Below are 13,660 nucleotides of genomic sequence, written 5' to 3' on the forward strand. Positions count from 1 at the left end.
TGGCGCGACGGCTTGGGGCTGGAATGGACGCCGGCCCCGATCTGTTCCGCAGACGTTCGAGGAAATCATTCAATCCATGATGTCTAACCACGACCCGAGCCATCTACGCCGACTCGCCGCCTTGCTGGCGATGCCCGAGGCGGATGCCCTAGAGGCACTGCGCGAGATCGCCGAGCAGCAGTCCTGGCTGGCTGAGCCGATCGCCGAGCTGGAGTCCCTGCCGCTGGAGCACTGGCAGGCCGAGCATACGCGGCTGTTCGTGAGCGGCTATCCCAAAACGCCCTGTCCGCCCTTCGAGTCCGCCTATCGGCAAGGCAACATGGGTGGCACAACGGCCCTGGATCTCCAGGGACTCTATCATCGCGCCGGATTGGAAGCGGGCGAGACGCCGCCCGACTATCTGGGCACACAACTGGAGTTCGCGGCCTATCTGCTGGACGCGGGGCAGGCTGAGGGGAGTGCGGACTGTCTGGCAGGCGCGCTGGCGACCGAGCTTTGGGATGAACATCTGAGCCGGTGGCTGCCGCGTTTTGCCCAGGATCTACAGGCCCAGACTGAATTGGTGCTCTATCGCCGTCTCGGTGAACAACTGGCGGCGCTCTGTCCGCAAGCACCGGAGTGCGCGGATGATGCCTGAAGCAGCCTGGTGCCTCTGTCCCGAAGAGCTGGCCGAGGATCAGGCGCTGAGCGAGGCGGTCGTTGCCGTCCACACGACCCTCCTCGCCGGCCCCCTGGCGGGCGATCCCATGCTCAATCTGGCCCTGCCGATCGAAGTCCGCGCCCTGCGTCGCATCGAGGACTGGCGCGTGCTGTTGCTGCTGACGCCCTGGATGCTCGCGCGTCTGCTGTTTCCCGATCGGCCGCCACCGCTGGCGCTGCCCGAAGGCTGGTCAGCCGCCGAGCGTGCAAACGCCGAGTATCTGGTCCTGGGGCCGCGTCTGAACTTCAGGCTGTTCGGCCAATCTCAGCAGGCCCATCTCGGCTACTACGACCGGCTCGGGCACGCGCTGCTGCAACCCCTGTGTCTGAACATGGAACCCTATCGCGACGCCGATGCCGTCTTCGAGCGCTGGAGCGAAGTCATCCGTGTGCGCGACGAGAACATGGAGGCCGCGCGGCGCGATTGCCCGATGCAGAAAGAGGTCTCAAGGCGCGAGCTCTTTCGACGCTTAAAGCCTGGAGGCTGATTCACGTTGCTCGATTTAATAGCGCGCCCGCAGGATGAGCCAGTCCGTGCCCTTGTATTCGAGCAATAGCTCGATGATTCCAGCCTGAGTGACCAGACGCGACTGTTGATCGAGATAATTGACCTGGAACACCGCCATGAGGGCGCAGCGTTGGCTGTCAGCGATCGGCTGGACCTGGGTCTGCTCAAAGGTGATCCGCCGTGCCGAGGTCGTGCGGAACCACTCGGCATAGGTCTGGCGAATGGCGAACCAGGTCGCTAAGTCGTTTTCCTTGGCCAGTGGGCTGTAGAGCGCCATAAGTTGGTCGAGCGCACCGTTTTGATAGGCGTTCTGAAAACGGCTCAGGATCTCGGGCGCCGCCTGACAGCGGACCTCGATCGGCGCGCTGGCGATCGCGGTGGGCTTGGCGGTCGCAACGGCTGGCGCCGCGCCCAAGGCCAGCGGTGCCGCCGGCGGCGTGGGCGGCGTGGGTCGGTCGGGCAGAGTGGCCGCCGGAATGCGGGTGCGCGGAGCGGATGAGGCCGTGGGATCGGATTTCACAGGCGGCGGCGCTTGGCGCGTGGGCGCTGTTGCAGGCGCGGCGGATGGTCGATCCTCGGCGTCAAGGGGCGCCGACGCTGGTTCTGGTTTCGCCGATGTTGGCTCGACTAAGATGGCGCGCGGCGCCTGATCGGGCGGCTCCCGATCGAAGGTCTCCGGCTCCGGCACGACGGTTGATGCCTCGTCGAGCGGGTCGCTTGGTGGAACATCGACGAGCGCGACCTCGCGTGGTGAATCCTCCCGCTCGCTTGGCACAGGTCTGAGGTCTGGCTGTGAGGCATCCGCATCAGGAGCCGAAGCCTGCGCGATGAGCGGCCGCAGAGACTCTGGCATTGGCCGCGGGTCTTCAATCTCGGGTGCCGGCGCATCCACCAGCACGGGCCTTGGTGCGATGCCGAGCGGATGGTGGATGATCCTGGGAGCCCGCTTGGGTGGTTCCTCCGGCCAGAGCGCGAGTGTGAATATCAGGACACCGGCTATGGCCGCTATACTCAGCAGTCGCTGCTGGAGCGGCGTGAGTGCCGTGAGCCGCGCATGTGTCCAGACCCAGGCCGGTGCGACCACATCTCTGAGTGCCTCTGGCAACCAAACCGGCGGCAAACGCCAGGCGCGTCGAGCGGTGGATCCGCTAGCCGAGTGTCGCGATGTCTTGTGCGCACCGACGCGCGTCGTGCCACGCTCGCCGCGTTGAAAGGCGGCAAAGGCGCGGTTGATCTGCTCAGTGCGATGGGTCGCCCAGTCCGTGCGTTCAGGGTGTCGATCCGGATGATAGACCTGGACCAATCGCCGGTAGCGTTGCTTGGCCAGTGTCGCTGACGTGCTGGGATCGAGTCCCAAGGTCTCAGGCGCAGGCGGATCATCGCTGGCGAAGAGCCATTGGTCGAGCAGACGGTAAGCGGTTGCGCTGGCTTCGGTGCGCGCGAGCCGCTGCCGCCCGATCGCCTGCTCCAGCTCGGCCGCACGCGGATTGTCCGGATTGCTCAACCAGACGAGCAGGGCATCGAGATGCAGTTCCAGCGCCAGGCTCGGGCGTCCGCTGGCAAGTGACTTGGCGATCTGGTGCGTCCAGGATAGGCTCATGGATCAAGTGGCGGGTCAGTCATGTGGTCAAACAGGCAGCCGCTCGTCGCGCACTCAGGCGCGGCGCGGTTTAGGATCTTGAACGGGGGTGGAATCATGTCCCGGACAGAACGTCGTTTTCTGCGCCATCCATCCGATGTACCCATCCGGTATTCATTGCGCGAGGTGGTCACCGACGAGCGCGATTATCTACGCAACATCGGCGAGGGCGGACTCTGCTTCAACGCGCGTCTGGCGATCCAGCCCGGAACACGCATCCATATTCAGATCCCGATCGCCGATCCGGTCTTCGAGGCGGATGGTATCGTCGCCTGGTGCGATCGCCACGGAGCGATCTTCGAGGTCGGGGTGCGCTTCGAGGGCGTCGAGGATCGCTATGGGGTGCGGATGGTCGAGCAGGTCTGCCATATCGAGCACTATCGTCACGAGATCCAGGAGCGCGAGGGACGGTCACTGAGCAGCGAGGAAGCGGCGCTGGAATGGATCCAGAAATACGCCGACCGCTTCCCCGGCAGCGGCTGATCGTGGCGCAGGCCGTGTCGGCTCAGTCGTCACGATGGAATTCACCTTCAATCACCCGCACCCGTGTTTCGGTCCGAACTTCGCCAGGCGGCTGCATATTCACGGGCTGAATCCGGATATAACGCTCGATCAGACGTCGGCGCAGCGGCGGAATCAGAAGCAGGAAGCCCAGGGCGTCGGTCAGGAAGCCGGGCAGCAGCAAAAAGAGTCCGGCGGCCAGGATCAGCGCTCCGTCCATCAGTTCGATAGCGGGCACCTCGCCCCGGTCGAGCAGGTCGCGCACCCGCATCAGTACGCCAAAGCCCTGGTGGCGCACCAGCCAGGCGCCGATGACGGCGGTCAGGATCGAGAGCAGGATGGTCGGCAGGGCGCCGATCTCGGAACCGACCTGGATCAGAAAATAGATCTCGGTCAGCGGCAGACCGATGAAGAGCAGAATGAGCAGCGGCACGATGGCATTCTCCGTTGAATGAGCAGTCATCGGGTCCGGGCGGACGGAATCTATCGCGGCTGGCGCGGTCAGAATCCGGCCTTCGTTGGCCCCGACGGTTTTCCGAAACCTTACCCTGTCGGCGAGATCAAGTCCAAGCAAGATCGAGTCCCCAAGCATGTCAACCCATTATCGTCTGATCCTCTGTACCTGTCCCGACCAGAACACGGCGCTGCGCCTGGCCGAGGCCCTGGTCGAAGAACGGCTGGCCGCGTGTGCCAGTCTGGTTCCCGGCCTGACCTCGGTCTATCGCTGGGACGGGCGTATCCAGCATGATTCGGAAGTCCTGCTCCTGATCAAGAGCGTCGAGGCCTGTGTCGAGCCGCTGACCGAACGCTTGCGCCAGTTGCATCCGTATGACGTACCAGAGATCATCGCCCTCCCCATCGTCTCGGGGTCGAGCGACTATCTGAATTGGGTGAGTGAATGTGTGAACGCCGTGGAGCGAGACTCGTGAAACGAACCGGGCTGTGGATTTGGGCGTGGCTATGGCTGGCGGGTGCCTTGGTCTGCGCTCCGGCGCTGGCCGAGGACTTCCTGACTCAGGAGCAAGCCTTTCCGGTCAGCGCCGAGGTGACTGGACCTGAAGCCGTGCGCGTCATCTGGGAGACGGCCGATGGCTACTATCTCTATAAGAGCAAGCTCAGGTTCGACACCGAGACGCCCGGAATCACGCTCGGCATGGCAACACTGCCCGACGCTGAAACCAAGCAGGACGAATTCTTCGGCAAGGTCGAGATCTATCACGGACGGCTCGCGGTCGACTTACCCATCACGCGCGAGCCGGGATCGGGCAACCGTCTGACGCTGCGTATCGGCTCACAGGGCTGTGCCGATGCCGGATTCTGCTATCCGCCGCATCGCGAGACACTGACGCTGGAACTGCCCGAGCCTGTCGCGGCGCCGGCGCCAACCGAGGTCAAACCGAACCGTCTGGCGGCCTTGATGGCGTCCACCAGGCCGGGTCGGGGGCTGTCGAGCCGCGACGAGATTCCCGAGGTCGAGCAGGCGTTCCGCTTCCAGTCCGAGGTCGTCGCGCCCGATCGCGTGCAGCTCACCTGGGACATCGCGCCTGACACCTATCTCTACGCCGATCTGATCGAGATCACGCTCGTCGATGCGCCCGAGGTCGCGCTCGGTGTCATCGAGCGCCCGAGCGGCACGCTCAAACATGACTCAGTGCTGCCCGATGGCTCCATCGGCGAGGTCGAGATCTATCAGGGCCGGCTCGATCTGAGCGTACCGCTCGTGCGTGCCGCGACGGCGCCGACTGAAGCGACACTGGTCGTCAAATATCAGGGCTGCGCCGAGATCGGGATCTGCTATCCGCCGCAGACCCGGCGGGTCGCGCTGAGCCTGCCTGAAGCTTCGGCGGCCAGTGTTCGCGCCCTCGCTGACAGCCCGCCGATCTCCGAACAGGATCGCATCGCCGCCGTGCTTGCAGGCGAGGGGCTGTGGGTGATCCTCGTCGTCTTCTTCGGCTTCGGGCTGCTGCTGGCCTTCACGCCCTGCATTTTCCCGATGATTCCGATCCTTTCGGGCATCATCGCCGGGCAGGGCGAGGGATTGACCACGCGCAAGGCCTTTGTGCTGTCGCTGGTCTATGTGCTGGCAATGGCCCTGACCTATACCATCGTCGGCGTGCTGGCCGGGCTGTTCGGGGCCAATCTCCAGGCCGTGTTCCAGAACCCCTGGATCCTGACCGCTTTTGCGCTGGTGTTCGTCGCACTGGCGCTGTCGATGTTCGGCTTTTATGAACTGCAACTGCCATCGAGCCTGCAAACCAAGCTCGCCGAGTTCAGCAATCGTCAGGAGGGCGGCACCCTGATCGGCGTGGCCATCATGGGCCTGCTCTCGGCGCTGATCGTCGGACCCTGCGTGGCGCCGCCGCTGTTCGGCGCGCTCATCTATATCAGTCAGACCGGAGACGCGCTGCTCGGCGGGCTGGCGCTGTTCGCGCTCAGTCTTGGCATGGGCGCACCACTGATCGTCATCGGCACCTCGGCCGGTCGCTATCTGCCGCGCGCCGGAGCCTGGATGGACGCAGTCAAGGCCGTGTTCGGCGTGGCGCTGCTGGGCGTGGCCATCCTGATGCTCGAACGCATTCTGCCGCCGGCCGTCGCCATGCTGCTCTGGGCGCTGCTGCTGATCTGCTCGGCGGTCTATATGGGCGCGCTGACTCAGATCCAGCCGGGGGCGAATGGGTGGAGTAAGCTGTGGAAAGGGCTGGGGCTGGGCCTGCTGATCTATGGCGCGCTCATGCTGGTCGGCGCGGCGGCCGGTGGGCGTGATACGCTCCAGCCGCTGCGGGGTTTGCTGCCAGTGGGTGCCCTGGCCGGCAGCGCCGAGCACGCGACCTTCAAGCGCATCAAATCGGTCGCTGATTTGGAACGTGAGCTGGCTCAAGCCCAGGCGAGCGGTCAGCCGGTGCTGCTCGATTTCTATGCCGACTGGTGCGTGTCCTGCAAGGAGATGGAGCGCTACACCTTCAGCGATCCGGCCGTGATCGCTGAGATGAACCGCTTCGTCCTGCTTCAGGCCGATGTCACGGCCAATGACGCTGAGGATCGCGCCCTGATCCAGGGTCGCTTCGGTCTGCCCGGGCCACCGGCGATCCTGTTCTTCGATCGCGCCGGTCAGGAACTCGTCAACTATCGTCTGGTGGGCTTCTCGCCCGCTGAGCCATTTGCCGCGCATCTGCGCCAGGTCATCGCCCCATGAAGCCCTTGAAGGTCATCCTCGTCACCGTGCTTGCCGGTGGCATCAGCATCGGCACCGCCATCGTCAGTCAACACTGGATCGGCGCTGAGGAAGGAGACGGAGGCGGGCGCCAGGCGCACTCCGAGCACTCAACCGAGCCGCTGCAAACCCTGCCCGACTTTCGTCTGACCGATCTCGATGGACACGAGGTCGCCAGCAGCGCCTGGGCCGGCAAGGTGCTGGTGCTCAATTTCTGGGCCACCTGGTGTCCGCCCTGCCTGTCCGAGATCCCGCGTTTCGTCGAGATCCAGGAACGGCTGCTGGAGTCCGGCGTACAGTTCGTCGGCATCGCCGTCGATCAGATCGAGGACGTGCGCGCCTTCGTCGCCGGGCAACCGGTCAACTATCCGCTCCTGATCGCCACGCCCGAGGTGCTCAAGCTCTCGGTCCAGCTCGGCAACCGGCTGGAGGTGCTGCCCTTCACCGTGATCTTCGATCGGCGTGGGCGGCGCGTCCACGGTCAGATCGGTGAACTGAGCGCCGAAGAGCTGAGCGAGTACCTCGATCCACTGCTCGTGAGAGAGGGGCCGCGCGTGTCGCGCACACCCTGATCATCTCTGGACAAGATCCGACGAAATCCGGACAATTCGAGGCGATTTGCCGCCGATTCCGGCCGGACGGCAATGACGCACATCCTTCCCCTTTGGTCTGCAAGGCAGTCGCGCCATGGCCTCGATCCTGGTCCTGAATGGACCCAATCTCAATCTGCTCGGTACTCGCGAACCCGGTCACTACGGGCGCGTCACGCTGGCCGATATCGAGCGCCAGCTCGTGGCGATGGCGCATGAAGCCGGCCACGCGCTGGACTTCGTGCAGAGCAACGCCGAGCACGTCCTCATCGAGGCCATTCACCAGGCCGGGCGCGACGGGGTGCGTTTCATCCTCATCAATCCGGCCGCCTTCACCCACACCAGCGTCGCCTTGCGCGATGCCCTGCTGGCCGTGGCCATCCCCTTCATCGAGGTGCACCTGTCGAATGTGCATGCTCGCGAGCCATTTCGCGCCCATTCCTATTTCTCTGACATCGCGGTGGGCGTGATCTGCGGACTCGGGGCCGAGGGGTATGCGCTGGCGCTCCGCGCCGCGCTTGGTCGACTGGCTCAGAACCCAACGAACGAGAACCACTGAAACGATGGATATCCGCAAGGTCAAGAAGCTGATCGAGTTGTTGGAGCAATCCGACGTCGCCGAGATCGAAATCCACGAGGGCGAGGAATCGGTACGCATCAGCCGCCAGGTGAGCGGCGGTGCCATGCCGTTCTACATGCCCCAGGGCATGCCGATGTCGATGCCCATGGCCGGCGGCGCGCCCCAGCCGGCCGCCGCACCAGCGCCGACCCAGCCAGCGGGCGATGACGAGGAGGACGAACTCACCGGCAACCTGGTGCGCTCGCCCATGGTCGGCACCTTCTATCGCGCGCCCTCGCCGGGGTCCAAGCCCTTCGTCGAGGAAGGCCAGTCGGTCAAGGCCGGCGATACGCTCTGCATCATCGAGGCCATGAAGATCCTCAACCAGATCGAGAGCGACCACTCCGGAACGGTCAAGCGCATCCTGGTCGAGAATGGTCAACCGGTTGAGTACAACCAGCCGCTGTTCCTGATCGACTGAGGTCTGACATTATGTCTGCAATGATCGAGAAGGTTCTGATCGCCAACCGTGGCGAGATCGCGCTGCGCATCCTGCGTGCCTGTCGCGAACTCGGCATCAAGACGGTCGCCGTCCATTCCGAAGCCGACCGCGATCTCAAGCATGTCTTGCTCGCCGACGAGTCGGTGTGTATCGGCCCGGCAGCCGCGATGCAAAGCTACCTGAACGTTCCGGCGCTCATCAGTGCCGCGGAGGTCACGGATACGGTTGCCATCCACCCCGGCTATGGTTTTCTGTCTGAGAACGCTGATTTTGCCGAGCGCGTCGAGAAGTCGGGCTTCATCTTCATCGGCCCGCGTCCCGAGACCATTCGCCTGATGGGCGACAAGGTCTCGGCCATCGCGGCGATGAAGGAAGCCGGCGTGCCCTGTGTGCCGGGGTCCGACGGTCCGATCGACGACAACAAGAAGCGCACCCTGGAGCTGGCGCGCGAGATCGGCTATCCGATCATGATCAAGTCGTCGGGCGGTGGTGGTGGGCGCGGGATGCGTGTGGTGCACTCCGAAGCGACCCTGCTCAACGCCATCGCGCTGACCAAGGCCGAAGCCGCAGCGGCCTTCAACAACGACATGGTCTACATGGAGAAGTACCTGGAGAACCCGCGTCACGTCGAGTTCCAGGTCTTGGCCGACCAGATGGGCAACGCCATCCATCTCGGCGAGCGCGACTGCTCGATGCAGCGGCGTCATCAGAAGGTGGTCGAGGAAGCACCCGCACCGGGCATTACCGAGGCCCAGCGGCGCGAGATCGGCGAGCGTTGCGCGGCCGCCTGTCGGTCGATCGGCTATCGCGGGGCGGGGACGTTCGAGTTCCTCTACGAGAACGGGCAGTTCTATTTCATCGAAATGAACACCCGCGTCCAGGTCGAGCATCCGGTCACCGAGATGGTCACGGGCGTGGACATCGTCAAGGAACAGATTCTGATCGCCGCCGGCGAGCCGCTGCGCTATCGGCAGGAAGACATCCAGATGCGCGGGCATGCCATTGAGTGCCGCATCAACGCCGAGCATCCCGAGACCTTTATGCCCAGTCCGGGCAAGATCACCGACTTCCACGCGCCGGGCGGTCCGGGGGTGCGGATCGAGACCCATATCTACTCGGGCTATACCGTGCCCTGTCACTATGACTCGATGATCGGCAAGCTCATCACCCACGGCGAGGATCGTGATTCGGCGGTAGCGCGTATGTGCAATGCCTTGCGCGAGACGATCATCGAAGGCATCCACTCCAACATCAAGCTTCAGCGCTCGATCATGCGCGATGGCGCCTTCCTCGCCGGTGGCACCAATATCCACTATCTGGAAAAGATGCTCGGTCTCTAGCCGTCGGGTGTTCGCCGTTCCCGGCAAACCTCGAACAACAAAAACGCCTCGGCTCAAGGAGCACGAGGCGTCTTTATGTGGCCGCGATCACTCACGGCCGGGCCGTTCAGCCGAGCGGGGTCACAGGTTAACGGCTCGGAGCCGCCTGTGGCTGGGCTGGAACAGCGGGCATCTGGGGCGGCATGGCACCATAAGGCATTCCGCCGTAGGGCGCGCCATAACCATAGGGAGCACCATAGCCGCCGTAGGGGGCGCCGTAACCATAGGGAGCACCATAGCCATAGGGGGCGTCATAGCCGTAGCCGTAACCTTGTCCGCGACCATAGCCACGGCCATAGCCGCGTCCGCCGCCACCCATGTTCATGTTGAAGTCGCCATAGCCATCGCCGAACATGTCACCCATGTTGTCCCAGAGGCCGTTGCCGTTGCCATAGCCTGGGCCGCCCCACCAGGCGCTTGCGGAGAAGGAGGCGCCAGCGAAGAGCGCGGCGATGGCGCAAGCGGTGATCCGGTTGGATTTGATCATTGTGTCGTCCTCTGTTGTGGAGCCGGAATGGCTGAACCAGTATAGGGGTCAGGTTGAGCATCCACAATGTATCTACCTTAAAAAGTTTTAACGGCGTCGATCGACAAAACCTGGAACTCTATATTCCGATTGGCCATGCCTGTACGGGGGCGTCGGTCGGATGCCTGTGAGCTTTTTTGAAGGAGGCAAACCTTGGAACAGAGTCCAAATCTGGAGTTGCACAAGGGTCGCAGCGCCCATGCGGATGCCGCGCCCGATCTGGCCGGGCGCTTTGGCGCGTTGCGCGATCAGATCGCGCGCGGCATCCTGGGTCAGCGCACCCTGGTCGAGCGTCTGCTGATCGCGTTGCTGGCGGATGGACATCTGCTGGTCGAGGGCGCTCCGGGTCTGGCCAAGACCACGGCGGTCAAGTATCTGGCGGTCGGTCTGGAAGGTGATTTCCATCGCGTCCAGTTCACGCCGGATCTGCTGCCGGCGGATCTCACCGGCACCGAGATCTATCGGCCGCATGATGGCAGTTTCCGTTTCGATCGCGGCCCCATCTTCCACAATCTGCTGCTAGCCGATGAGGTCAACCGCGCCCCGGCCAAGGTGCAGTCGGCACTGCTGGAGGCCATGGGCGAGCGTCAGGTCACGGTCGGGCGCGAGACCTATCCGCTTCCGGAACTCTTTCTGGTCATGGCGACCCAGAATCCGATCGAACAGGAGGGCACCTATCCGCTCCCGGAAGCCCAGCTCGACCGCTTCCTGCTGCATGTGCGCGTCGATTACCCGGACCTGGAGACCGAGCGCGCCATCCTGCGGCTCAACCGCGATCAGGCCAGAGGCGATCAGGCGCCGCGGGAATCCGCCGTGGTGCTGACCCAGGCTGAGGTCTTCGCCGCACGGCGGGCCATTCTCGATCTTTATATGGCGCCCGAGGTCGAGGACTATCTGGTGCATCTGGTGATGGCGACACGCCGCCCCGGTGCCTATGCGCGCGATCTCGATGGCTGGCTACGGTTTGGCGCCAGTCCGCGCGCGACCATTGCCCTGGATCGCTGTGCCCGCGCCCGCGCCTGGTTGGCCGGACGCGATTTCGTCTCGCCCGAGGACGTCCAGGCGCTCGCGCCCGACGTGCTGCGCCATCGGGTGCTGCTGTCCTATGAAGCCGAGGCCGAAGGGCGCTGTGCGGATGATTTCGTCACGGCGCTGCTGGCGCGTGTTCCGGCACCTTGAGCCGCATCCAGTCATGGCCGATTCAAACGAGCAGACTGCAAACGGCTTCCGTGCCGATCTGCGTGAACTCATCGCGCTCCGTGCCCAGGCACGGCGGCTGGATCTGGCTCCGCGCGGGCGGGTGCTGGCCACGCGCAGCGGTGGTCATCTGTCGCGCTTTCGCGGTCGCGGCATGGAGTTCGACGAGTCGCGTGTCTATTTGCCGGGTGATGATCCGCGCAATATGGACTGGCGCGTGACCGCACGCGCCGGGACGCCGCATGTGAAGCTATTCCGCGAGGAGCGCGAGCGGCCGGTGTGGCTGCTGGTCGATCAGGGGCCATCGATGCAGTTTGGGACGCGCGTGGCCTTCAAGTCGGTCGTGGCCGCGCGCGTGGCGGCGCTGCTCGGATGGGCGGCCGTGGATCGAGGCGACCGGGTCGGCGGACTGGTGTTCGACGAGTCACGCCATCTGGAGCGACGGCCGGCCGCGCGCGGCACAGGTCTGCTGCCGCTGCTCGAACGCCTGGCCACGCCGGTGGCGATGGGGGAGGGCGGTCATGTCCGGCTCGCCGGGGCGGCGGCACATCTGGCCGCGCTGGTTCGTCCCGGCAGCCTGATCGCTTTGATCAGTGACTTCAGCGATCTCGACGAGCGCGATGGCGCCTGGATCGCGCGTCTGGCCTCGGGGAGTGAATTGCTGCTCGTCCTGGTCCATGATCCGATCGAAGCAAAGGCGCCACCTGCTGGGCGGTATCCGGTGCTGATGGGCCAGCGGCGCGGGATTCTGGACCTGACCGGTGCGGGAGCGCGGACGCGCTATCAGGCGGCGTTCGAACAGCGTCTGGCGCTCTTGGAACGGCTGGCACGGCTCCATGGCGCGCACTGGCTGCGGTTATCGACCGGCGATCCGGTCGGCCCGGCCCTGGCGCTCGCCCTCGGAGCGCGGCGGGCGCTTCATCCGGCGAGGCAGGCATGATGGCTGATCCCCTGGCTGATTTGCGTGACTGGCATCTGCCCGATCCGGTGTCCTGGTGGCCGCTGGCGCCGGGCTGGTGGCTGTTGGCGGCTGTGGTTCTGGTGGCACTGGTTCTGGTGGTGCGTCGTTGGCTTCGCTGGCGAGACCAGACCGCGCTCCAGCGTGCCGCGCGGCGCGAACTCGAACGGCTGGGCCGCGAGCTGGCCGCCGATGGCGATCGGCGGCGCTATCTGGCCGAGTTGTCGCGTCTGTTGCGGCGTCTGGCGTTGGCGCGATATCCGCGCGTCCAGGTCGCAGGTTTAACCGGCGAGGACTGGCTGACCTTTCTGGATGCGACCGGCGGTGATGGCGAGTTCAGCGACGGCGTCGGGCGTGTGCTGGTCGAGTCGGCTTATCGCTCCGCCGACGAGAGTGCGTTCGACTCCGAGCAGCTCGCGGCCCTGGCCGGACGCTGGATCGACAGCGCGATCTCTGTGGCATCTATGGCTTCATCGTTCACCAGCCTGCCGTTGGCCAAACGGCCAGGAATCGAACCACGATCCTGATGCATGCAGGACGTTACCAGGCCAATTTCACCAAAGGAGGATTCATGGTCATCGTTCGCTCAATTTTACCGCCCGGTTCCTGAAAAATGAGGCAAGCTATGCGCACTTGCATCCTGAGTCAGGACACCCATGGACACGGCCCCTACGGTCACCCGCATCGAACGGGTTGATGACATCCCACTACTCTTGGCGCAATTGTCCAAGATGGGGGGCGCCTCGCTGCTCGGCGAGCACTGCCCGATGCACGGAAACTGGCAAGGGCTGAGCCTCGGTGAGGTGGCGGTGGTGTGGCTGGCTTACATTCTCAGCGAGGGAGACCATCGCCTCAACCGGGTTCAGGGCTGGGCGGGCGGTCTCTTGATGACGTTGCGGGTCGGCCTGGAGCGCCGGGCGCTGCGGGCGTTGGATGTCAGCGACGACCGTTTGGGGCTGATACTTGAGCGCCTATTTCGCCTTCTACAACGGCCAACGCCCTCATCAATCCCTGGGCTATCTCACGCCCGATGCTGTCTACCAATCCGGCACCGGCGGAGGAGCCAAGATCGTCGATCGCTTCGCCAAGGCCGAATCAGAACTGGGGCCGCGCCAAATCGCTGTGGTTGAGAGGTAGAGTAGAGAGCAGGCATTCTGCATCCGTAGATCTGGCCTATCTGTTTCCGCCCCTTTCGTCTGGCGGTGCCTCACTAGTACCGCGCACTGTGAATTTTCTGGATAATCACTCATCACTCTCCCACTGCCTGATTGTGAGTTGCCGCCCATGGCCCGTCCTGCCCCGTTGATTGAGCTACCCCCTGAACCACGCACCGTCCTGGAAGGTCTGGCGCGAAGCCGCGAAACCGCCCACAGCCTGGTGCAGCGGGCGCA

The 13,660-nt window shown here is 64.4% G+C and carries 15 protein-coding genes and 2 pseudogenes; 14 read left to right on the forward strand and 3 right to left on the reverse strand.

The genetic code is table 11. From position 1 onward, the window contains the following. Nucleotides 1-76: 76 nt before the first annotated feature. A complete protein-coding gene (locus GJ668_RS13960) occupies nucleotides 77-637 on the forward strand; it encodes a TorD/DmsD family molecular chaperone (RefSeq protein WP_155450754.1) in 561 nt (186 codons plus the stop codon). Further along, nucleotides 627-1,187: a [NiFe]-hydrogenase assembly chaperone HybE gene (hybE, locus tag GJ668_RS13965; RefSeq protein ID WP_155450755.1), complete on the forward strand. Its 561-nt coding sequence runs from the start codon at nucleotides 627-629 to the stop codon at nucleotides 1,185-1,187. Before GJ668_RS13960 ends, hybE begins: the two co-directional genes overlap by 11 nt. Nucleotides 1,188-1,202: 15 nt before the next feature. On the opposite strand, the gene GJ668_RS13970 is transcribed toward hybE, so the two are convergent. Beyond that, nucleotides 1,203-2,807 (reverse strand): DnaJ domain-containing protein, encoded by a 1,605-nt coding sequence (locus tag GJ668_RS13970; RefSeq protein ID WP_155450756.1) that lies wholly within the window; start codon nucleotides 2,805-2,807, stop codon nucleotides 1,203-1,205. Nucleotides 2,808-2,903: 96 nt separating this feature from the next. On the opposite strand from GJ668_RS13970, the gene GJ668_RS13975 reads away from it, so the two are divergent. Continuing rightward, nucleotides 2,904-3,329 carry a PilZ domain-containing protein gene (locus GJ668_RS13975; protein WP_155450757.1) on the forward strand — a complete coding sequence of 142 codons (426 nt, stop codon included), beginning with the start codon at nucleotides 2,904-2,906 and terminating at the stop codon, nucleotides 3,327-3,329. 22 nt (nucleotides 3,330-3,351) lie between these two features. On the opposite strand, the gene GJ668_RS13980 is transcribed toward GJ668_RS13975, so the two are convergent. After that, on the reverse strand, nucleotides 3,352-3,810 hold the full coding sequence (locus GJ668_RS13980) for an FxsA family protein (RefSeq protein ID WP_155450758.1): 459 nt from the start codon (nucleotides 3,808-3,810) through the stop codon (nucleotides 3,352-3,354). 127 nt (nucleotides 3,811-3,937) lie between these two features. On the opposite strand from GJ668_RS13980, the gene cutA reads away from it, so the two are divergent. From cutA to accC, 6 genes are all read left to right on the forward strand, one after another. Then, a complete protein-coding gene (gene cutA / locus GJ668_RS13985) occupies nucleotides 3,938-4,276 on the forward strand; it encodes a divalent-cation tolerance protein CutA (protein WP_155450759.1) in 339 nt (112 codons plus the stop codon). After that, nucleotides 4,273-6,540 (forward strand): protein-disulfide reductase DsbD, encoded by a 2,268-nt coding sequence (dsbD, locus tag GJ668_RS13990; protein WP_425482490.1) that lies wholly within the window; start codon nucleotides 4,273-4,275, stop codon nucleotides 6,538-6,540. Before cutA ends, dsbD begins: the two co-directional genes overlap by 4 nt. Next, on the forward strand, nucleotides 6,537-7,130 hold the full coding sequence (locus tag GJ668_RS13995; RefSeq protein ID WP_155450761.1) for a TlpA family protein disulfide reductase: 594 nt from the start codon (nucleotides 6,537-6,539) through the stop codon (nucleotides 7,128-7,130). Before dsbD ends, GJ668_RS13995 begins: the two co-directional genes overlap by 4 nt. A 115-nt stretch (nucleotides 7,131-7,245) precedes the next feature. After that, entirely contained in the window at nucleotides 7,246-7,707 is a 462-nt protein-coding gene (gene aroQ / locus GJ668_RS14000; protein ID WP_155450762.1) for a type II 3-dehydroquinate dehydratase, read from the forward strand. Nucleotides 7,708-7,711: 4 nt separating this feature from the next. Further along, entirely contained in the window at nucleotides 7,712-8,188 is a 477-nt protein-coding gene (gene accB, locus GJ668_RS14005) for an acetyl-CoA carboxylase biotin carboxyl carrier protein (protein WP_155450763.1), read from the forward strand. Between the two features lie 20 nt (nucleotides 8,189-8,208). Further along, on the forward strand, nucleotides 8,209-9,549 hold the full coding sequence (gene accC / locus GJ668_RS14010; RefSeq protein WP_155450772.1) for an acetyl-CoA carboxylase biotin carboxylase subunit: 1,341 nt from the start codon (nucleotides 8,209-8,211) through the stop codon (nucleotides 9,547-9,549). A 127-nt stretch (nucleotides 9,550-9,676) separates the two neighbouring features. On the opposite strand, the gene GJ668_RS14015 is transcribed toward accC, so the two are convergent. Next, nucleotides 9,677-10,075: a sulfur globule family protein gene (locus tag GJ668_RS14015; protein ID WP_155450764.1), complete on the reverse strand. Its 399-nt coding sequence runs from the start codon at nucleotides 10,073-10,075 to the stop codon at nucleotides 9,677-9,679. A 192-nt stretch (nucleotides 10,076-10,267) separates the two neighbouring features. Between GJ668_RS14015 and GJ668_RS14020 the strand changes: the two genes are divergently transcribed. The 5 genes and pseudogenes from GJ668_RS14020 to GJ668_RS14035 all read left to right on the forward strand — a co-directional run. Continuing rightward, nucleotides 10,268-11,293 carry an AAA family ATPase gene (locus GJ668_RS14020; protein ID WP_222930793.1) on the forward strand — a complete coding sequence of 342 codons (1,026 nt, stop codon included), beginning with the start codon at nucleotides 10,268-10,270 and terminating at the stop codon, nucleotides 11,291-11,293. Between the two features lie 13 nt (nucleotides 11,294-11,306). Further along, on the forward strand, nucleotides 11,307-12,251 hold the full coding sequence (locus tag GJ668_RS14025) for a DUF58 domain-containing protein (protein ID WP_155450765.1): 945 nt from the start codon (nucleotides 11,307-11,309) through the stop codon (nucleotides 12,249-12,251). Then, complete coding sequence (locus GJ668_RS14030; protein ID WP_155450766.1) at nucleotides 12,248-12,796, forward strand: DUF4381 domain-containing protein; 549 nt, start codon at nucleotides 12,248-12,250, stop codon at nucleotides 12,794-12,796. The genes GJ668_RS14025 and GJ668_RS14030 overlap by 4 nt, the downstream gene beginning before the upstream one ends. Before the next feature lie 129 nt (nucleotides 12,797-12,925). Then, nucleotides 12,926-13,243 (forward strand): annotated as a pseudogene (locus tag GJ668_RS21275) (IS1634 family transposase); the annotation flags it as partial. Then, nucleotides 13,233-13,406 (forward strand): annotated as a pseudogene (locus tag GJ668_RS14035) (integrase core domain-containing protein); the annotation flags it as partial. The pseudogenes GJ668_RS21275 and GJ668_RS14035, both read left to right, overlap by 11 nt. Nucleotides 13,407-13,660 lie beyond the last annotated feature (254 nt).

The organism is Allochromatium palmeri (genome assembly GCF_009720725.1).
Taxonomy (GTDB): domain Bacteria; phylum Pseudomonadota; class Gammaproteobacteria; order Chromatiales; family Chromatiaceae; genus Thermochromatium; species Thermochromatium palmeri.